Origin of the sequence: Dyella sp. 2HG41-7, assembly GCF_021390675.1 — a bacterium.
Lineage (GTDB): Bacteria > Pseudomonadota > Gammaproteobacteria > Xanthomonadales > Rhodanobacteraceae > Dyella_B.
This window is the reverse complement of the sequence record NZ_JAJEJV010000004.1, coordinates 990,957-1,010,142: the sequence shown is the minus strand read 5'-3', so window position 1 is coordinate 1,010,142 and position 19,186 is coordinate 990,957. Positions and strand designations below refer to the sequence as shown.

15 protein-coding genes are annotated in these 19,186 nt (G+C 55.8%); 7 read left to right on the top strand and 8 right to left on the bottom strand.

Annotated features, from left to right (window positions below):
- Nucleotides 1-448: 448 nt before the first annotated feature.
- Nucleotides 449-2,698 carry an ATP-binding protein gene (locus tag L0U79_RS05880; protein WP_233840954.1) on the bottom strand — a complete coding sequence of 750 codons (2,250 nt, stop codon included), beginning with the start codon at nt 2,696-2,698 and terminating at the stop codon, nt 449-451.
- Nucleotides 2,699-3,513: 815 nt separating this feature from the next.
- Between L0U79_RS05880 and L0U79_RS05875 the strand changes: the two genes are divergently transcribed.
- From L0U79_RS05875 to L0U79_RS05865, 3 genes are all read left to right on the top strand, one after another.
- On the top strand, nt 3,514-4,614 hold the full coding sequence (locus tag L0U79_RS05875; RefSeq protein ID WP_233840953.1) for a collagen-like triple helix repeat-containing protein: 1,101 nt from the start codon (nt 3,514-3,516) through the stop codon (nt 4,612-4,614).
- Between the two features lie 125 nt (nt 4,615-4,739).
- A complete protein-coding gene (locus L0U79_RS05870) occupies nt 4,740-6,425 on the top strand; it encodes a POTRA domain-containing protein (RefSeq protein WP_233840952.1) in 1,686 nt (561 codons plus the stop codon).
- A gap of 501 nt (nt 6,426-6,926) precedes the next feature.
- Nucleotides 6,927-7,325 (top strand): hypothetical protein, encoded by a 399-nt coding sequence (locus L0U79_RS05865; RefSeq protein WP_233840951.1) that lies wholly within the window; start codon nt 6,927-6,929, stop codon nt 7,323-7,325.
- 69 nt (nt 7,326-7,394) lie between these two features.
- Here the strand turns inward: L0U79_RS05865 and L0U79_RS05860 are convergent, their stop codons facing one another.
- On the bottom strand, nt 7,395-8,564 hold the full coding sequence (locus L0U79_RS05860; protein WP_233840950.1) for a hypothetical protein: 1,170 nt from the start codon (nt 8,562-8,564) through the stop codon (nt 7,395-7,397).
- A gap of 311 nt (nt 8,565-8,875) precedes the next feature.
- Nucleotides 8,876-9,157 carry a MerR family DNA-binding protein gene (locus L0U79_RS05855; protein WP_345778449.1) on the bottom strand — a complete coding sequence of 94 codons (282 nt, stop codon included), beginning with the start codon at nt 9,155-9,157 and terminating at the stop codon, nt 8,876-8,878.
- A gap of 130 nt (nt 9,158-9,287) precedes the next feature.
- On the opposite strand from L0U79_RS05855, the gene L0U79_RS05850 reads away from it, so the two are divergent.
- Complete coding sequence (locus tag L0U79_RS05850) at nt 9,288-9,905, top strand: cation transporter (protein WP_233840948.1); 618 nt, start codon at nt 9,288-9,290, stop codon at nt 9,903-9,905.
- 125 nt (nt 9,906-10,030) lie between these two features.
- Here the strand turns inward: L0U79_RS05850 and L0U79_RS05845 are convergent, their stop codons facing one another.
- Complete coding sequence (locus L0U79_RS05845) at nt 10,031-10,300, bottom strand: hypothetical protein (protein WP_233840947.1); 270 nt, start codon at nt 10,298-10,300, stop codon at nt 10,031-10,033.
- A 387-nt stretch (nt 10,301-10,687) separates the two neighbouring features.
- On the opposite strand from L0U79_RS05845, the gene L0U79_RS05840 reads away from it, so the two are divergent.
- Entirely contained in the window at nt 10,688-11,803 is a 1,116-nt protein-coding gene (locus L0U79_RS05840; protein WP_233840946.1) for an RICIN domain-containing protein, read from the top strand.
- Here the strand turns inward: L0U79_RS05840 and L0U79_RS05835 are convergent.
- The 3 genes from L0U79_RS05835 to L0U79_RS05825 all read right to left on the bottom strand — a co-directional run bounded on the left by L0U79_RS05835 (nt 11,764) and on the right by L0U79_RS05825 (nt 16,247).
- Nucleotides 11,764-11,979 carry a hypothetical protein gene (locus L0U79_RS05835; RefSeq protein ID WP_233840945.1) on the bottom strand — a complete coding sequence of 72 codons (216 nt, stop codon included), beginning with the start codon at nt 11,977-11,979 and terminating at the stop codon, nt 11,764-11,766. The genes L0U79_RS05840 and L0U79_RS05835 overlap by 40 nt on opposite strands.
- Nucleotides 11,979-14,912, bottom strand: a complete 2,934-nt coding sequence (locus tag L0U79_RS05830; protein ID WP_233840944.1) for a UvrD-helicase domain-containing protein — start codon at nt 14,910-14,912, stop codon at nt 11,979-11,981. Before L0U79_RS05830 ends, L0U79_RS05835 begins: the two co-directional genes overlap by 1 nt.
- Before the next feature lie 243 nt (nt 14,913-15,155).
- Nucleotides 15,156-16,247 carry a hypothetical protein gene (locus L0U79_RS05825; RefSeq protein ID WP_233840943.1) on the bottom strand — a complete coding sequence of 364 codons (1,092 nt, stop codon included), beginning with the start codon at nt 16,245-16,247 and terminating at the stop codon, nt 15,156-15,158.
- 749 nt (nt 16,248-16,996) lie between these two features.
- On the opposite strand from L0U79_RS05825, the gene L0U79_RS05820 reads away from it, so the two are divergent.
- Together L0U79_RS05820 and L0U79_RS05815 are read left to right on the top strand one after the other, a co-directional pair.
- A complete protein-coding gene (locus L0U79_RS05820) occupies nt 16,997-18,109 on the top strand; it encodes an IS1595 family transposase (RefSeq protein ID WP_233840942.1) in 1,113 nt (370 codons plus the stop codon).
- Nucleotides 18,110-18,272: 163 nt separating this feature from the next.
- The gene (locus tag L0U79_RS05815; RefSeq protein ID WP_233840941.1) at nt 18,273-18,557 is read left to right on the top strand and encodes a hypothetical protein; all 285 of its coding nucleotides are present in this window, start codon (nt 18,273-18,275) and stop codon (nt 18,555-18,557) included.
- Between the two features lie 75 nt (nt 18,558-18,632).
- Here L0U79_RS05815 and L0U79_RS05810 read toward each other — a convergent pair whose 3' ends face one another.
- On the bottom strand, nt 18,633-19,181 hold the full coding sequence (locus L0U79_RS05810; RefSeq protein WP_233840940.1) for a hypothetical protein: 549 nt from the start codon (nt 19,179-19,181) through the stop codon (nt 18,633-18,635).
- Nucleotides 19,182-19,186 lie beyond the last annotated feature (5 nt).

Here is a 19,186-nt window from a genome sequence, read left to right as displayed (position 1 = left end):
AGCTGGACCCGTAGCGCCCAGCGGGGAAGATTTTATGCATCCGAATCGCAATTTCAAGCCCGGATTTTTGGCATTCAACCTTTATTCAACTTGCTGAAAACGCGGCGTCACTTGTCGTTTTAGGAACCCGTACAAAGTGAAATTTTGAGCTTAGTTTCATCGCGGGTTCTCGGCTAGATGGCGGCACGCACAAGCTGTCGGCTGGTGATACGCGCTCGCGCTCATGCCCATGATCGCCGCTCGCTCAGCCCCTTGTCGATCATCTGGCGTACTCACTCACACCGGGTCGGTGCGCCGACGGTTTTTTTTCGCAGAACGTCCCGGATGACGGAACACCTATTTCGATAGCAGTAGGCGCCACGTTGGTGACAGCCTAGGCGCCAGCAAGCGCTGCTGGCTGAGCAGCTGCTGGAAACTCCGCTGTTGCCCTACGAACTCCCAATGCGGTCTATCTGTTCTCGTCGAGGGCATCCCTTACTTTTGCAGCTAAGTCATCGTATCGAAATGGTTTGGTTAAGAGTTTCACCCCTCGATCCAATCTTCCTTGATGAACAATCGCGTTTCTTGAATACCCAGTGGTGAAGAGGACCTTTACACCCGCCTGGATGGTTGCCGCCTCTCTCGCGATATCCGCACCCGTCATGCCTCCGGGGAGTACCACATCCGTAAAAATGAGATCGACTTTTTGATTCGAAAGTATCGCGATAGCTGAAGGGCCATCGGCAGCCTCAAACACGCGATAACCCAGACCGCACAACGCCGTAACGGAGTAGGCGCGGACAGCAGGATCGTCTTCAATGACGAGAATTGTCTCGCCCACGATGGCTTCCGGTACAACATTGCAGCTCTGTGTTGCGTCGCTGGCGAGGTCAACCTCAAGACGAGGCAAATAGATTTTAACGGTCGTTCCTTGCCCGAGCTCGGAGTAAATCTTTACGTGCCCGTTGGATTGTTTGACGAATCCGTAGACTTGGCTGAGTCCAAGACCCGTCCCTTTTCCTTCAGCCTTCGTCGTGAAGAATGGCTCAAAGACGCGGGAAAGGGTGTCCGGACCCATCCCCAAACCTGTATCGGTCATGCTTATAACGATGTACTGGCCTGCAACCACTTCCGCATGCTGACTGGCATAACCTTCATCGAGGTGTGCGTTGAACGTTTCAATCGTAAGTCTGCCACCGGAAGGCATCGCGTCACGCGCATTCACCGCTAAGTTGAGCAACGCGGTTTCTAGCTCGTTAGTATCGGCCTCTGCTTTCCAAAGTCCGGCACCCAGTACGGTTTCGACATCAATGGTTTCACCCAATATGCGATGGATCATTTCCGAGACACCTTTGACGAGAGTATTCACATCAATGGGCTTAGGGTTTAGTGGTTGGCGACGCGCAAATGCCAGCAAACGTTTGGTCAATGTCGTCGCTCGATCTGCACCCGCCATCGCATACGCGACGGCACGCCGCAAACGTGCCGGCTCCTCCGGTAGATCACGGGTGAGGAGCTCGAGATTTCCAACAATGATCTGCAGAAGATTATTGAAATCGTGGGCAATGCCTCCCGTCAGCTGTCCCACGGCCTCCATTTTCTGTGCTTGACGAAGGGACTCGGTACGCTCTTGCACCTCTCTTTCCAAATTTGCATTGAGTTCGCGCAACATGCCTTCGGCACGTCGACGCTCTTCAATCTCGATCTGAAATGCATGGAACAAGCGCACGTTGTCGATGGCGATAGCCGCTTCACCAGCAAGCCCATCTAGATTTTGTTCTGACCGGTCAGTAAACATGGCCTCCTTCGAATGACCGAAGAATAGGCCTCCAAGCACTTCGCCCGAGCGTGAAACTACGGGGACCGCAAGATAGCTTCGCACGGGGAGATGCCCTTCGGGCATGCCGTGATATGGGGCATTTTTCCCGTAGCGCGGGTCTAACATGATGTCATCGGAGCGAACGATACCTTCGCCATTGAACGTAATCGCGAACAGCGGAGAGTTGCGCGGCATGGGAAACTTAGCGAAGGCCTCTCGCGAAGCACCTGAGAGGGCGTAGAGCATGTAACGCTCGCCCGCATCATCAATGACGTTGTAGAAAAAGGCGCCGAACTCCGCGCCACTTAAGGCAACTCCAGCATCTGTAACAGCCTGTACGATTGCATCGAGGTTGTTTTCCCTCGCGAGAGTCGAGCCAGTGTGATTGAGGATTTCTAGTGCCTTCGTTTGCTCTCGTAGCCTTAACTGAATTTCATGTTCCGCTGTACGATCCCGCAGTATCTTTAATAATCCAATTACCTCTTGGCGATCATTGACCAGCGGCTTTGTTTCACCAATCGCCCACAGTCGTCGACCGCTTTTGTGAATACGCCATCCTTCCGACCCACCCCTGCCCGTCTGAAGCGCGTCTGCAATTTCATTCGTTAGGTGATTTTCACTGCCGCTTTCCAATGGAAATATTCGGTTCAGCGGCTCACCCACCATCTCGACTTCTGACCATCCCAGCACGTGCTGAGCGCCGTCACTCCAACCCGTAACGATACCGTGGCTGTCCATGGTGATGATGGCCGTTTCAGTAGCATTTTGGAGTATCTGCGCGTAGCGTTCGACGAGTGACGATATGGCGTGGTCCCCGTTCGAATCGATTTGTAACTCATGGAATTGAGCCTTGGACAGCGGGATCCTCGAAGAATATGGATGTCTCTCGTTCTCAGCCATGCCTTCTCTCGTCGATGTTATGCCGCATACAAGTTTGTCATGGCATCAAGCTACGGTGACGTAGTCGTTCCCGGTAGCACATGCGGCAGCGGTTGTTCCTTGATGACGCAAAAGCATAGGACACCCCATGCGGTGGAGAGAGAGAAACGGCCATGTTTCAGAAGGCTAAACTCGCTCACAATCCTTAACGGCATTTCTCACTTTCGTCACAACACCTTTACAGATGTGTATGCAGGATCAAAGTTGCCCGATTCCACTCATGTAGGCATTCAGGCACGTTAGATCTGTGCACGGGGGTTCAAGGTTGCACGCGACACCGGCATGCATGAGCCGGTCGGGGGATAGCGGTTTGCATTCATCGAGCGTGTCCACTTGGTGCAAGGCCAAGGAGGACGCGCGCACACATGGAGTGACGAGTCATGCGAAACACATCTTCGGGCAACATCCTCAAACAAACGCTTTTGGCGAGCCTAATTGCCGCGTCCGTCTTGTCAGTGGCGGCGTGCAGCGGATCAGGTGGCGTCCATCATTCATCCGGAGGCGTCGCTGTGGCTCCCTCCGGGAGCGGATCAAGCGGCACTGGGTCAGGTGGTTCTGGGTCGGAGGGCTCAAGCGCCTCCGGAAGCAGCGGCAACAGTGGGACTGGTAGCAGCGGTGGATCCGGAACGGGTGCCGGTTCTGGTTCAGGCGGAGGCGGGATCACCGGCACGGGCGGTAGCGGAAGCGGTGGTGGGGCCGGCGGAAACGGTGACGGAGGAAATGGCGGTGGTGGAAGCGGCTCTGGCACGCCCCCACCCAGCACTCTGCTCGGTAGCGTGGCGACCGGCGCGGGCGGAACGGTGGCCGGCCTTGGCGGTGCAGTCAGCACCATTGGCTCCCAACTTACCAATCAATCGGCGTTGGGCAACAACGGCGTCACCAAAGGGTTGAGCGGTGTCGTTACCAACACCGGTGACGCTGTGACGGCATTGGGCGATGGCGTAAGCAGTGGACTCGGCCAGATCGGTAGTAGCAAAGACCCGGTCGGCACGACTGTGCAAAGTCTGGGTGGTGGCGTCAACGATTCGGGCCAAGCCGTCAACGATCTCGGCCAGACTGTTGCCAGCGTCGGTTCCTTCCAGGGATCGCCGATCCAACCGATCACCTCTACGCTCGGCGGCGTCGTCTCAACGGTCGGCAATGACATATCGGCGGGCAGTACGCCGCTCGATCATAATCTCAGCACGGGGCTGGTGAAGGCGGTGACGCAGACCGCCAGTAACACACTGACACCCGTCGCAACACTGGGCCAAGGCAGCAGCAACGGTGCTGGCAATCTGGTCGCCGCGGTGTCACAAGCCGGCGGCAACGCCACCAGCGGCGTAGGTAGCGTTGTTTCGTCAGTGGGCGCGCAAGTGGCCAGCACCGGTTCGTCTGTGCCCGGCGCATCATCGGTCACACAACTGGTGGGCAACACCGTGCAAGGCACCGGGACTGCGGTCACGACACTCGGCACTGGCGTCACCGCCGGCTTGGGACAATCCGGCAACATTAGTAATCCGGTCGGCGTGACGGCAGCCGGTGCTACGAATGCGGTCACGGGTGTAGGCCAGACGCTGGCAAGTGCAGGCCAATCACTGACCAGCGCCACCAACTCTGGCGCTGCCTCGGGACTGGGCCCAGTCGCTGGCGCAGTGGGCACGACCGTCACCACCGTGGGCAACACGGTCGCCTCGGTGGGCGGCGCGGGTACCACCGGCGTGAATGGCTCGCTGCAACCGGTCACCCAGACGGCCAGCAATGTGGTCAATGGCGTAGCGAGTCTGACGGGCACCAGCGGCACCGGCGGTGTGCTAGGTGCCGTGACGGGCGGCACATCATCCAGCAGCAGTAAGGATCAGGGACTCACCGGTTTGCTCGGCAAGCACGGTCTCTGAGCACGGTGTAAGCGCACATGGAGCGAAGGCGACTTTCGGTCGCCTTCGCCGTATCGCTGCGCACGCACTCGCACGATCGATCGTTCCCCGCCTAACCACCAAGACCAAGACCACAGGGGCATTGCATGAAGGCATGGATCAGCCTGGCCATCGGCGTTTCGCTGGTGATGTCGATGCAAGTGGAAGCACAGGTGCGCCCACCTGCAAGCGCCAACCCGCTACAAAACCTGCCCCGGGTGGAAACGCCGACGGCACCCAAGATCAACACTCATGTGCAAACGCGAGCCGCCAATCCGCGCCTGGCTGCGCTGCTCGTCACACCCATCACGCCATCACGTTTCGATGTGGTCGGCGTGCATGCCGTACCGTTCAAGGACGTCGCGGTCTTGTTCAGTCGGATGACCGGCAAGACGGTACACGTTTCCGACGTGCTCGATGCCGCGGCGAAGATCAGCACCATTTACCAAACGCACGGTTATGCACTGTCGTTCGGCTACGTGCCCCCTCAGGATTTCGCCAAGGGCACCGTGCACATCACCGTGGTGGAAGGCTATGTGGCCGATGTCGACATTCGCGGCGACGCCGGCAATATGACATCGAAAATTCGTGTCATCGCGGCGCACATCATCAGGGATCGTCCGCTGCGCCAGGCGACGTTCGAGCGCTACCTGCAAGTGCTGGGCATGTTGCCCGGTTTGCACATTGATGCCAACGTCCCGGCACCGACCACCACCGACGGCGCCACGCACCTGGTGCTCACGGTCAAGCGCACGCGCTTCAACGCCACGACGGGCATCGATTTTGATCATCCTGGCGTGCAGGGGCTCACCACCCTTACCGAGAACGGCATGCTGCCTCTGGCCGAGCAGATCGGTCTTTCCACGTTGCTGCCTCCTGGTCCTGGGCATCAACATCTGTATGCGCTGACTTATTTGCAGTCATTCGGTTCGGATGGTGCGCAGCTGCACTTCAACGGTTCGCATTACCAAGGTAGCCCCAATACCGACAATCAACTGCCTTACTACCTTCGGCAAACCATGCATCAGGATCAATTCGCGCTCGCCGCGAGCTATCCCTTGCTGTTGGACAATCACACCAATGTCACCGCCACCGGTGGCGCGTACGTCACCACGCTCGACGAGACGTATACCAACACCATCACCGGCGCACGACTAACCCAACATGATGGGCTGCGCGTCTTCAATGGGAAGCTGGATTACTTGAAGACGGGTGGCACCAGCCTGCAAAAGATCAACATAGAGATCGCACGCGGCATCGATGGACTCGGCGCGAACGCCAACGTGATGACGCGCTTCGGCAACTTGGTGTTTGTCTCGCCGGTGGATCCGACCTTCACGCGTTATGACGCTACCTTCTTGCAAAGCAATGTTTGGCCGCATCGCTTCGGCACGGTGTTTAGCGTGACCGGCCAATACAGCCACAACACGTTGCCCACTACCGAACAGATCAGTTTCGGTGGTCCGCGTTATGGCCTGGCCTACGATCCGGGAGAAACCGTGGGCGACCGCGGCTGGGGGGCATCACTGGAAATAAACCAACGCTATGAGCTGTCGAACCGTTGGGTCAGGCAAGTGACGCCTTACGTCGTTACGCAGTTTGCGCGCGTATATCTCAACGTTGGCGAGCCGGCCCCGGCAAAGCTCGGCACGGCAGGGCTTGGCGTGCGATGGACAGACAAGCATTACTACGCATTTGACCTCACCGTGGCACAGCCCATCGGGGACAAACCGTTGGGCTCGGCCCATCGCTCACCGCGTGTGAACTTCACCTTCAGCTATCAGTTGCGTTGAAAGGGTCTCTTTAGACTGCTCCGGAAATCACGACACCGAAACCGTAACAGCGACGGTTATCGTGACGACACAAAATACGAATAGCTTTTGTCTGTTTTCGACCCAAGCAGACACCAAGGACACTTTGCGAAGTCGATGAGATGGTCCTCCAGTTCAGCATCAAGTCCTGAAGAGGCATTCGTCTCGCACCCATTCAAGTCGCTTACACGATCAACCAAATCCCCGGACAGCAATAGGAAAAGGCCGGTATACATCCTGATTGGAAATGGATTCCGGCCTTTGGAGACGACGGGCGGCTCTTTATTGATGCGAATCGCCGTATTCAACCACTGCAAGAAAAGGTCCCGTCTACAAGCTTCGGTTCCGTCGGGCAATCGATCACATCAGAGCCATCTCAGCAGTTCTATTTCCTCCGAGCCGGCGTCGCCATTGCGTGGATTCCTGCCTTACACGGCTCCCGATTTTTAAGACCAGTTCCCGAACCTCACGAATGAACAGGCGGTGTCGGTTGCAGAGCTCTACAAGGCACTCATCACGCCTGAGGCCCGGCATCCCATCGCCAAGGCTTTGCTGGAGACCCCTCGTGATGGCTACGCGCTTGCAACGCATCTTAGGGCCGAACACGGCATCGTGAAGTCCGCAGGCTTGGCAAACTATCTAAGCTTTGTTGCCATTGAAGTGGAAAACATTCATCGCCTCGCAGGGCTTGGCGTTGAAGAAGCACGCTGGGCCATTGGCACATGTGGCCTTGCTCCTGGCCTCAATCCTCACCACAAGCAGTTGGAGGGGAAGGTCTACAGCGTGCAAAAGGGATTACTTGTGAGAGGCTATTACATTCGTCCAAGTGCTGAACTCGGATGCACCTGCCATGGTTCGCCCGTCATTCCTGGGTTCAAATAACTCTCCTATTACGTAGCCCGAGAACGCTGGTGATTGCACGCACACCGCGTATATCTGGTGTTGACGCCGTCACGATGGCATAGGACGCCGTCTCGTCTCGCTCAAGTTGTTTTCCAGTTTCGCATTTGATGGCGACGTCGGGACGGTTTCGACCATCGCTGCATCGACTCTGTTCTGCAATCGAGGTCCAACGGTTCCCGTGTCGTCCCCCACATAAACATCCATCATTTTTTGAAGGTGAGGAAGTATCGCCTCTACGACTTCAACGCGAACTGTTGTCCACCCTTCGACCTTAGAGCTTGGGTCCCATGTGGAAGGCTCTAGCGTCTCTTCGTATTTGGGGCCGCTGACCCCATTGAGAAGAACATCAACAAATGGCTCTCTGTCTAGTCCATCCAGAAAAACATCATTGACGGTAAAAGATTCGTTCTCCAACTCTCTCCTCAATACCGCTTGGTCAAAGGCCGACAACGGAACACAAACAGCATCCTCGCCAACATAGCCGAGGTAGTGAATCCAATCCAAACTGCTGAGCAGGTCTTTTAAGGTATGTTCCTTGAAAAAAAGTTTTCCCTGAGCACAGTCTCGGGCGCTTTTTTCCCAATCATTTCCTTCATCAGTGATGCTTTGGGCAGGCACATCTTCGTTTGCAAAAAGAATTTCATGACCTGTTCTAACCAAGCGAACCAATTGCGACTCTCGCCACTCTTCAACAGGTTTACCGCGCCGTGGTGGTCGACGATGAACATTTAGAACGGGTCGTTTCTCCTGCGCCATGACATCGAACTTTCTTTCTCCACGGTTCGCCTCACCCCGACTGTCCTCTTCTAAAACATTATCGATGGTCACTTTCAAAAAGCGGAAGTCCGCCTTCTTAGCCTGAAAGATGGCGAGCCTGACATGGAGCTCGTCAATGCCGATGACCAAGGCAAAGTCGGCGCCGCGATAAGCCTCCGTATCGGGGTCCGAAGAGGAGGACCGCCCCGTGGACTTATGAAAGTGCCCCCACATGCACTGCACTTCACTGCTTTGCCCAGAACCGAAAATCAGAGAGCACAGTGGAAACGAAGCCGTCACGCCCCCAAGGAACGCCGCCGTGACAGTCTCCTCGTCCATCTGAGAAATCAATTTCAGCTTTTTGAATCGCTCGGCGACCGAACAAAATGACGCCTCTACGGGACCAGGGCTTGGTGATATCCGATGTCCATACTCGCCAAGCAAAGTCTCACGAATATCCATTCCGACCCCTACTCATCTGGAAGTAGAACCGTACTAGATTTGCTAAAGCGCCTACAAACAGTGTTGCTTGTAGCTGTACTTGATAGCCCTTTAACCCCGTCAAAGGCCAATCAGCGCTCGAAGCTTATACGTGGGCCTCAGGTGTTTTGAATGGCTACGCCTTCTGCACGTACCGAGGCGATTGCATCACGCGCTGACCAGACTATCGACCGGTCTAATCAAACGCAGCGCTGGCAACACGAGGTGGAGATCGTCGGCCTGATCGTCAGTTCACCGAGGATGACGCAGTCCGGTCCCTGGCCGCCGGCGCACTATCGATCGCAGCTCTCCACAAACGCCGCCACGCTGCGTTCCAGTTCCCTCAGCTCCACCAGTTTTTTCCTGATACCCGTCAGGTGTTGAGAGGCGATCTCCCGTACCTTCGTGCAGGAACGCCTCCCGTCATGCATCAACGACATCAACAGGCGGACCTGATCGATGGAAAAACCAAAATCACAGCACCGCCGGATGAAGGTCAGGCGGCGCACGTCCGCCTCACGATAGACCCGTTGGTTTGACGGATCAACTTCGTCGTGCGACGAGCAGCGACTGATTGATAGAACGTGTTGATAGAAAAGTGACCCATAGCGTCTGCAATCAGATCACTCGCCGCTGACCATTGTCTCCAATATGGCATCCATTACGCTATGGAGCCGGATAGTGACGATGTCATAGGAGTCGCGCTTGAACACAGTTACGGGCGAAGAGACAAACCGAGCGTTTCGACGAGCCGTGCTTGCGGTGATCTGCCTCAATTTAGGCTATTTCGGCATCGAGTTCGCGGTCGCCTTGCTCATCCGCTCCGTCTCTTTGTTTGCCGACAGTGTGGACTTCCTTGAGGACGCCTCCGTCAATCTGCTGATTCTGGTGGCTCTTTCATGGAGCATGCGCGCACGCGCGCGCGTCGGCATGATGCTAGCCCTGGTCTTGCTCGTCCCGGCGCTTGCTGCGCTTTGGTTCATCGTCACCAAGCTTCTGGGCACTTCTGTCGCTGCGCCCGCGCCGGTGCCACTCACATTGACGGGACTGGGGGCGTTGGTCATCAATTTCTCGTGTGCGCTATTGCTTGCGCGCTATCGCTTCCACCATGGCAGTTTGACGCGCGCGGCGTTTCTCTCAGCGCGTAACGATGTACTTGCCAACGTCGCCATCATCGTGGCGGGTGGCGTATCGGTTCTCTGGCCCACCCGATGGCCGGACCTCATCGTGGGCATCGGCATCATGATTATGAATGTGGACGCCGCGCGCGACGCCTGGCAAGCCGCGCGATCTGAGCATCGCCAATCAGAGATGCCGCGCTAACTGGCAAACTCGCACAAGAGCATGGGGACCTTCACTTGAGAACCTATAAGCTGGTGCGTCTCCGCACTTCACCGCCTCCGCAATGTTGGTGACCGGACCGCTAATCAATAACCGGACGTCCGCGATTAAGGGTGGACTAAACCGCCTTCTTCAAGCACCACTGCGACAGCCTCCATTCCTTTGGAGGTTAGCTCGAAAACATACTTATCCTCGGTTTGAATGAGCCCCTTCTCAAGAAGGCTGATCATCACACGCACTGATGAGCGCACTTCTTCCACCGTCGCGCAATCGAGCTGACCAAAGGACACTCGATTTTGCAAACGTTTGCCTGCTTGACGGGCGAACTTCACTAAGAAGTGCTTTTCCTGCGGGGTCAGGCACGCCACTCGCGCCATTGAAGTCCCTCCGAAGTCATGGATGACACTACATCCTACTCATCCAACTCTTAAGTTCGACAAAAGGAAAGGTGCCAATCTTGTGAATGCTTTGCTTGCTCGCGGCTAGATAAATGGGGAAACCATAAATTGGGAAACCCGATTGCACACAGAGCAAAGTAGCCCATCACGATAAATGCCGATCTGTGCGAGGAAGCAGACTCATCCGTTGAAAATGGGCGTGTAAATCTCTCACGCTCCATCAACTTATACCTGCATAAACTTATTGTTGGGAACAACCGCGTATATCAAACACGCCGCCGCGAATCGCAGCGGGGGGTATTTCGCACGTGCTCGTATGCGAGCCATTTGCGTCGTCAATAAGGGGTCAAATCAACGGAGGCATTCATGAAAGCGAAAAAGAGCTTGTATAGCTTGCCATTGCTTTTGCTGTTTCCATGCTTCGCCCACGCCGGCGACGTACCCGGCACCTATGTTACGTATCAATGGAGTTCTTCGGTTACCGGACTAACTTCGGTGGACTACGACATCAATGTGCAGGCCGATCCGGGTTATCGCGCGAATGTGCGCTTTGCGGATCATTTCCGCCTGGTCGGTAGCAGCAACGGCGGCTATGTCGGTATGGAGGACAGCAGCCGCGTCGGCCCTAACTTCGTGTTTACGGTACGGGGCGCGACGCAATATACATCCGGCGATCCCGGGAGCAGTTGCACTGTTTACAGAGGCGAAAACCCTCGTGTTACCTGCCGCATACCGATGTGGTCCACAGTCACTGAGTATCAATTCCACGTCGCCTACGAAGGCGGCCAGTGGCTGGGCGTTACGGTTACCGATCTCTACAACCCTGCCTTGTCTTTAAAGCTAGGCAGCATCCTTACTGACGCCACCAGTCTTTCACCGCAGGGTATGGTGAGCCGGACGACATATCTTGAAGGCCGCTCGCCCAATGCAAACTGCTACAACCAGCCATTCAGTGATGTGATATTCGATGCGCCCAGCAGCAACGGTGTCCAAGCCACCGTTTCAGGCACCGGGACGAACACAACGTGCAGCGACTTCAGCGATGTCCTGAATGGTGAGCAGTTCAACGGCGAAGGCAATTTGCTGCGCGGGCTGTACCAGGGCGACGATAGCCTTTGTGTGGATTCGGGTGATGACCACACCAACGATGTGCCGGCTACCACCCAGAGTTGCAACAAAAAGAAGGAAGCCCAAGCCTGGGTGCTCGGGAGAGACGGCACCATGCGGCTACAGAGCAATCTTTGCCTGGACGTCGCCACTCCCGACTCGCCATCCGGCGCGGCGGTGATGGTGGATCAATGCACGGGCAGCGCCAGTCAACAGTGGTCGATCGGGGGCGCCCGCAATCTTCTATTTAGCAACCTCGCCGGCACTCAGTATTGCCTGACGGAGGGGGCTGCCGGTACACAGTTGACGATACAGGAATGCACGGGAGCCACGGGTCAAAATTGGTCTATGCCAGTGTTGCCGGTGCTGCCGTAGACATAGTTCTGATGTGATCGATGGCCCGATGGAACCGAAGCTTGTAGATGGACCTTTTCTTGCAGCTGTTGGATATAGCGATTCGCATCAATAAAGAGTCGTTCGTCATCCCCGAAGGCCGGCATCCATTTCCAATCAGGAGGGATCCCGGCCTTCGTCCATTGCTTTCCGGTCATTAGTCGCTCCTATTTCGCGCTTGGTAGCCACAGCGAACGGATCGTGTGCAACGGCTGATACTGCTGTTGGGACGAGTTCGAAGCGACCCAACTTTGCACTTCGGACATGGCTTTCGGTTCAACCCTCCGTCCACGCATTCGATAAATCCGTAGTTCTGCGCTAGTTCCCAAAGCTCGAGCGCGTATTCGCTGGGTGCCTCGCCGTCCGCCAAGACAACGACTTGATGCCGCGCACGGGTCAGTCCTACATAAAATAATCGCCGCTCTTCCTCGTTGAGGTCTTGCAGTTTGGGTAATACGAGGTCCAATAAGGGTTCCGGAGGACGTTCGTCCGGGAATCCTCGAAAACCCGAATCCAGACCAACAAGTATGACAAAGTCGGCCTCCAATCCCTTTGAACCGTGCACACTCTGCACGTCGAGCTGAAGGCGCTTGGCGTAGCGGGCTCTAAGGTTCTTGGCGACCTCTTCGCTCTCAAATCCCCGCGGAGCGGTGGTATCTGCTGTCGTTCGCATGAGAATTTTCACAGTAGGCTTCGCAAGCTCCAGTTGACGCCCGGTCACGGCAATTTGATCAAGCTCCGCGATCACAGTCTCCAATCTCGCTCGATCATTGCCCTGATGGAAAACGACGCGCACGCAGTTGGGAAGTTTTGCAGCATAAGCGGTCACCTCCTTTTGCAACTGACTTGCGTTGCGCAGGACCAGTTCTCTGGAGATTTGGGCAATGCCGTCCGCACAGCGAAAGGTCTTGCGTAGCTTCACCTGTGCGACATGACGATTAAAGTAAGTTCCAATGCCGGTGAAGATACCGACGTCGGAGCCGGCGAAGCGATTGATCGTTTGCCAATCATCGCCCACGCAAAACACGATGGAATCATCGGATCCCTGGTCCAGCACGGAGCGGACCAAAGTCGCGCGTAATCGGGAGATGTCTTGGAACTCATCGACGAGAACAAACCGGAAGGGCGTTAGGACTCTCTTGTCTTGCAATAGCGACAAGGCGTCACGAAGCATATCCGCGTAATCGATCCGCTCCGCCTTCTTAAGTGAACGCTGGTAAGCCTGGAAGACTTCGAAAGCAACCCGCAGAAACAGCTTTGTCCGGTAGGGATGTGATTGCTGCGATGCTTCGGCCTCGACCTCGTTTTGGGTCAATCCAGACTCTTTGAATCGCAGCACGAAATCGATGATGAGTTTTTCCAAGTCCGTTGATTCGCGGAAGCTGGCGATCGCCTTCTTGTAAAGTTCCGGCGAAGGCTCCGACAGTTTGAGACCCACTCCACGCAATGCGTTCTCCAGATGGGTCCATATCGAACCATCCCGATATTGTGCACTGGTGGTTTCGATGAAGATCAAGCGTTTTTCCGATGGCTCTTTGCACCATCTGGCAAACATGTGCCGCTTGGTTTGCGCTTGTTTGGCATATTCATCGCCACCCATCCAGGAGGGTGCCCTACCGTCACTGTCCAACGCGAAGTGTTCGTGGACAACGCGAATGGTCTTCGTCTTTTCATTGGTAAGCTTTACGGTCCATTCGTAAGTAAAGTCGGGTTTATAGGGCCGGCGACTCATGCCCAGGCGTTTTGCACCGTCCCAATCCAATTTCTCATACTCGAAGGCGACACCACGTAGCATCAGCCAATTGGCGATGCTTCGTTCTTCGAGCGAACGAACGTGCAGGTTGACATCTAGAGTAGGTATGCTCGGCTCGTAGTACTTCTTTTGTTTGTCACGCTTCGCGCGAATTTTCTCGCGACAGCAATCCTCGTATAACTGAGCGCATTGTTCTAAATCACCGGCGACGCCGATCGGTTGCGGATCGTCGTAGGGAACCAGGAGAAGCCATTCTGCGAGCGCACCGCGGAAACGTGCGTCCGTTTCGAGCAGCGTGCTGATCGTATCCTTGAGAAATCTCCCCTCTTCACCCTTGTCTTCTTCGAGGACTTTCGGCTCATAGCTTTCGCCGTAATGTTCGACCATGACTGAAAGGCCGAATGAGTGAAAAGTTTTGGATTTAACGTGGACTTTCCGCCCCAGTGCTCTCTCCAATTTTACATTGAGGCGATCCGCGAGACTCTTTGCGGCGTCTTTGTTGTACGCGAGGGCGAGGATCTCGCCGTCGTTAAATAGCCCAGATTTGAGCGCGAATCCGATCTTGGCCACGATGCATGAGCTTTTGCCTGACCCGGCGGCAGCAAGCACCAACGTTGCGTCTTCAAAAGTAAGAACCGACGCAATTTGCTCCTCCGTCAGCTCGCTGCTCTCGACCGTTCTGAAGTAACCACCTTCCGCAATCTTCATGTCTGCGGCGTATGTCTTATTGTGGGTTTCGCGCGCCGCGGCCATGTCGTTGAAGTGGCCAGCCAGACCCTCGAGTCTTGCCAAGGACGCGGCGGCCTGACCCCTTTGCTCTTTGGTCAACCCGCTGTGCAGGCTGGTCGATTGCCATTGGGCTTGAAGATCGGCGTATTCCTTTTGTTGCTCGCGAATCAGTCGGGTCGCCGACGAGTGGCGCACGTAGCGCAAGGGGTTGTACACCTCTTCGACCTTCTCGATCAGCTGCGTCTTTCTCAATTCGAGTTGGATCAGTCGTTCGTTGATCCATGTGGCTATCGCGTTGTTGATGGAATGGCCAAACGCATTGACATCATGGTCTTCCATGACATAAGCAATATCGTGCCACTCTGGGCCGATACGAAATTGCACCCAAAGTTGACCGTAGCCGCGGCGCCGGAAAGGCCAGCGTGCAATTCGCCTTTTGAGTGCCGTTATGTCCTGAAAATCGACGCGCGCGCCGTCGAGGATGAGATAGGCTTTGTTAAAATGCAGCGTCCGGGCGCGGCGCAGATGCAGCCAAGCCAGCCACCACGTCTCTTTGTACTCCAACGCCACATTTGCAATAGCGTTATCGCGCGTCATTCCCTGCATCATGGTTCGATCGCTATCCCTGGCTAGCCGAGGCTAGGACCTCTTGGTCCTAATCTTTTGCTATCGGCCGATGTTGGCATTTCCTTCAGCGCTGAAAGGCTGCCTCTCACTTTGCTCTGGGCCGCGCATCGAGAATCATTGAGATTTCCTAATAAAGGGTCGCTTGTCAACGCGTTTGATCTGCGCAAACCCAATGGCGCCCATCGGTGACGTAGACGAAAAGGCCTAGTCCGAAGCGTGCTGTTTTTAATCCTCGGTCTCTATCGAACCATCAACCAAGTACGGGCGGGCACGATTATGACTGCGCGAACCTCGGCGTGGTTTGACGGGCAAGCAGAAACGGGTATCGCGCGGCGGTGGTCGGATGGTGTCGCGAATGTCTTGCTCGACCTGCCGCCATGCCTGAGCCTGTTGTTGACGCGCTTGCATGAGTTCTTCCCATTCGTCGCGCTCAAAAATGCCTCCCTCAAGGAAAACCTGGCCTCCAACAAGGTTGAAGACGCTTTGTTGGGCCAGCCCGATGCGGCTAGCCGCCAGTTCAAGCAGTTCCCGATTTTCAGCGAGCCATTTCAATCGGGGAGAGGGAAGCACGATCGGGAAAGAGGCGTTCTGCGGCTGAGAATAGGGAGACTGCTTCAAATGAGCATACGTGAGCGCCTTGACGTACTGACGCTGGTTCTGCGTTGCCTGGTCCAGGTTCGGCGTTTTCCAACTATTCCGCACCAGGCGGTCTTCCACCAGCTTCTGCACGAGCTCACGGACTTCATCAGGGAGTTCGATGGCATGCAACCACAGGGATGTGCATGCGCGCAGCGATGAACTCAGTTGAAGGGCTGTCTCAAGCGCCACCTCACCGAGTGCTTCGCGAAACAACGCCGCGAGTAATGCCACATGGTCCGCAGATGGATGCGATTCCAAATGCGTCAACATCGTGCTGTAGACATGATCCCGATCGGCGCTCTGGCCGAATGCGGGATCATCGCGGAAAAACACCCTGCCCAATTGTCGATCCTTCACCGATGCGCGATACCACCCGCGCGCTTGGATCAGCTCATCGATAAAGCGTTGGTAATCCTCAACAGTCCATGTAGGGGCCGCCAACATCGACCATAGCTTCGAATGAAATGCATCTCGGGCGACATCGAGGTTCGGGTCGCCGCCGCTGGCGTGAACCCGGTCAAACACGGACTCACCCTTCCATGTCTTGCGGGGAACAGAAGGGTCGCTACCCAGACTGCGCACCCGTTGAAAGAACCGCAGTCGCGCACCCTCGGCCGTGCCGTGCGGCAGATAGTCCTCATCCAATCGCTCGTCGGACTTGCCGGTGATCTGCTTCACCAACCAGTACCAAACCCAGTTTCTCAACCTCTGGGCGATGTCTTTGGGTGGCTGACCAGGATGGTTGCGAGGAGACGTGGACATGGAGTGGAGTATTCATGCAATTCGCTGGAATAGTAAATGCCAACAAGTCAGCCTTAAATGCTGGGCACGTCTTGCCCGCCGTCCGACACGGCCCACCTCGATAGGCAGTGCGATGGCTTCCCACCGGTCCCCAGCCTCCATCCAACCCATAGCGACCGTGCGCGGCGCCGATCTATGGCGAGCATTGGGGTTCGACAATGCGCGCGCCTTTCAGCGCGCCCACCAGGCAGGACGCATCGGTCTGCGCTTGTACCCCATACCGGGTCAGTCGCGAGGCCTGATGGCCCGCGCCGATGAATTGGCTGCCTATCTCGTCAAGACGGAAGGGAGCGCTCTGGCGTCGGCCGTGGCGGACCGTGCCGGGCCAAACGATGAACCGTCGTCGAAATGCGCGCGCGAGGAGGACATATGACGTAGCCCGTTCTTCCCATTATCCGGGCCCGTAACGCACGAAAGCCCAGAACCCTGGCAGGGGTTATCTGGGCTTTCGTAGAGGTGCAAGTTCTAAGGCCTGCACCCCTAGTGTGCGATACCGCGTCCGCTTTTGCAACGCGCCTCACCAAGGCGCGGCGGAAGCGTGCGCGCCCGGTGGACTGGTTCGCCCAGTCCGGCGGCCTGGCCGGTTGTTCGGCAGGCCTCGTCTTGACTCAAACCGGGTTCGACGCATGGCACAGCATTTTTTGCACGCCAAGGAATCACGTAATTTCGCACGCACGATTTCAAATCTCACCAATGACGAAGCCGAAAAGTTACTGGCTTTCGCTCGTTGGGGAAGTCCCGACAAACAGGGATGCCCTGAATGTGCATCCTTTCGCGAGCACCATAGGCGCGTCAAAAGACGGCGTTGGCGGTGCGCGGACTGTACGCACGAATTCAGCGTCACAAGCGGGACCCCGCTTCACGGGCACAAGTTGACGTTCATTGAAATGGTCCGACTCATCGCCGTGTTCGAGAACGGCGCGAAGGGCAAGGCTGCGCTGGAGGCAAGTCGAATCACGGGGCATACACCCAAGACCACTCAGGTGTTCTTCGGAAAAATCCGCGAGTGGATGATACACGCCATGGATCTCAATCCTTTGCACGGGATCGTTCACATTGATGGCGGGTATTTTGGTGGCAAGCCACGCAAGCCCAATCGGCGGACAAAAATGCCGAAGGATGCCCTCAAGGTGCGATTTGGCAAGAAACCTGCCAAGGATCCAAGCAAACCTTGGATTGAAGCCGGCATGACTCAACAGAATTGGCGCAAGCGTGCCAACAAGCGTGTCGTCATTTCCCTGTGCGAGTCTGCCGGACATGGACTGGGTTCCAAACGAGCCATGGCTTTTGTGTGCGCAGCGGAAAACGAGGCCGAGGTCGTGCGCCTTGTCAAACGTTTCGTCCAGCCGGGCTCCATCGTGATGAGCGATGAAAGCAGCGCGTACAGCACATTGAATGCCTTTGTCGATCACTACGCCGTTTCCCACGCCCACGAATTCAGCACGCCCGAAGGGGTATCGGACAACATGTGTGAAACGCTATTTAGCCGATTCCGGCGCGCCGAATACGGTGTTTACCATGGTTATCGTCCCAAGTATTTGCAAGATTACGCCTGCGAATTCGTGTGGCGCGAGAACCACCGTCGATGTGCCCAGAAAGAGCGCTACCAGTTGCTATTGAAGGAGCTGATGACGTCTCGCAAATCGGTATGGTGGCGTGGCTATTGGCAAGGCCGACATCGCACGCATGAGCTTGGCCTGGACTATTTTTGGAGGCGACTTGTAGCGTCGCCAACATAAAACTTGGCGCGGCACGCAAAAAAAGGGCATGCCAGGAACGGCTTGGCGATAGAAAAGCTCTTTCGGTGATCCCACTGCAAATCGTCTGCTTTCATCGCAAAGCCCGAGCGAGAATCGCACTCATTTATTGGACCTTTTATACATGAGCGATAAGTGAGCTACGATGGGCGGCGAGGCTGTGGGAGGGGTAGAAATGGGCACGCCGCCGATGAGTCTGAGCGAGTTCCAAAAGAGCATCCTCGCTACGGTAAAACGGCTTTGTCATCACTCTATTGTCGAAGTCGTACCGTTCGGCCAGATCGCTTCGGAGTACCAGCCGAAAGACCTTCTAACTCTCATTGAACAATTGCTCGTGCTTTGCGAGTTAGGTCTTTTGATTCAGAGTGACGGACTCATATTTTCCCTCTCTGAAAAGGGGAATGAAGCTGCGGGTTTAGTCGAGCGTTAGGGCTGCTTGAGACGGTCGTCGTATTGGTTGGTAAACAGTCGTGTACAAACCGTACCGCAGAACGAGGACAAGACGCTAGGTCGATAAATCCGAATCGGTTTGGTAACACCATGGATTTGCTGCCACGGTTGAAAGCCGCCAAAGCGTTTGCGTCACGCCATCATGACGCCCTCGATCGGATGCATCTACCTTGCGCTCAAGGATGCCTTTGGTGGCAAGCTGGCGTAACCGGCAGCGCACAGATCGTCGGACATATTCCGCATCCCACACTTGAAAGTGCTCACTGAGGTGAGATATCCGGCGAATGATTTCATTCGTGGTCATCCACCCATCATGCTCGCGGAGCACCTTCAGGATTGATCGCCCTAGTTGCCCAAAAGGAACGAGATAGGTATTGCTCTGCGGTTTCACCGGGCGAATATCTGTTGGTTCAATAACGATTTCGTGCAAGCGAATCGTTTCATCCAACGCGGCTAATTTGCTGCGGATTGCGCTGGCCTTGTTTTCCAGCTCTTGAATTTTTGATACCAATTCATCGCGGGTTTTTTCCAACTTAACAAGCGCTCCCGAGAACCGGGAGCGCTTGTTAATCAGCCATTTGAGCGAGGATGGTGTACGCCACATGCCTC

Excerpts from the sequence above, each read along its gene's own strand:
- L0U79_RS05870 (WP_233840952.1), top strand. The coding sequence starts at position 4,740 with ATGAAGGCATGGATCAGCCTGGCCATCGGCGTTTCGCTGGTGATGTCG.
- L0U79_RS05830 (WP_233840944.1), bottom strand. The coding sequence starts at position 14,912 with ATGATGCAGGGAATGACGCGCGATAACGCTATTGCAAATGTGGCGTTG.
- L0U79_RS05835 (WP_233840945.1), bottom strand. The coding sequence starts at position 11,979 with ATGACCGGAAAGCAATGGACGAAGGCCGGGATCCCTCCTGATTGGAAA.
- L0U79_RS05880 (WP_233840954.1), bottom strand. The coding sequence starts at position 2,698 with ATGGCTGAGAACGAGAGACATCCATATTCTTCGAGGATCCCGCTGTCC.
- L0U79_RS05840 (WP_233840946.1), top strand. The coding sequence starts at position 10,688 with ATGAAAGCGAAAAAGAGCTTGTATAGCTTGCCATTGCTTTTGCTGTTT.
- L0U79_RS05820 (WP_233840942.1), top strand. The coding sequence starts at position 16,997 with ATGGCACAGCATTTTTTGCACGCCAAGGAATCACGTAATTTCGCACGC.
- L0U79_RS05810 (WP_233840940.1), bottom strand. The coding sequence starts at position 19,181 with ATGTGGCGTACACCATCCTCGCTCAAATGGCTGATTAACAAGCGCTCC.
- L0U79_RS05845 (WP_233840947.1), bottom strand. The coding sequence starts at position 10,300 with ATGGCGCGAGTGGCGTGCCTGACCCCGCAGGAAAAGCACTTCTTAGTG.
- L0U79_RS05860 (WP_233840950.1), bottom strand. The coding sequence starts at position 8,564 with ATGGATATTCGTGAGACTTTGCTTGGCGAGTATGGACATCGGATATCA.
- L0U79_RS05815 (WP_233840941.1), top strand. The coding sequence starts at position 18,273 with ATGGGCGGCGAGGCTGTGGGAGGGGTAGAAATGGGCACGCCGCCGATG.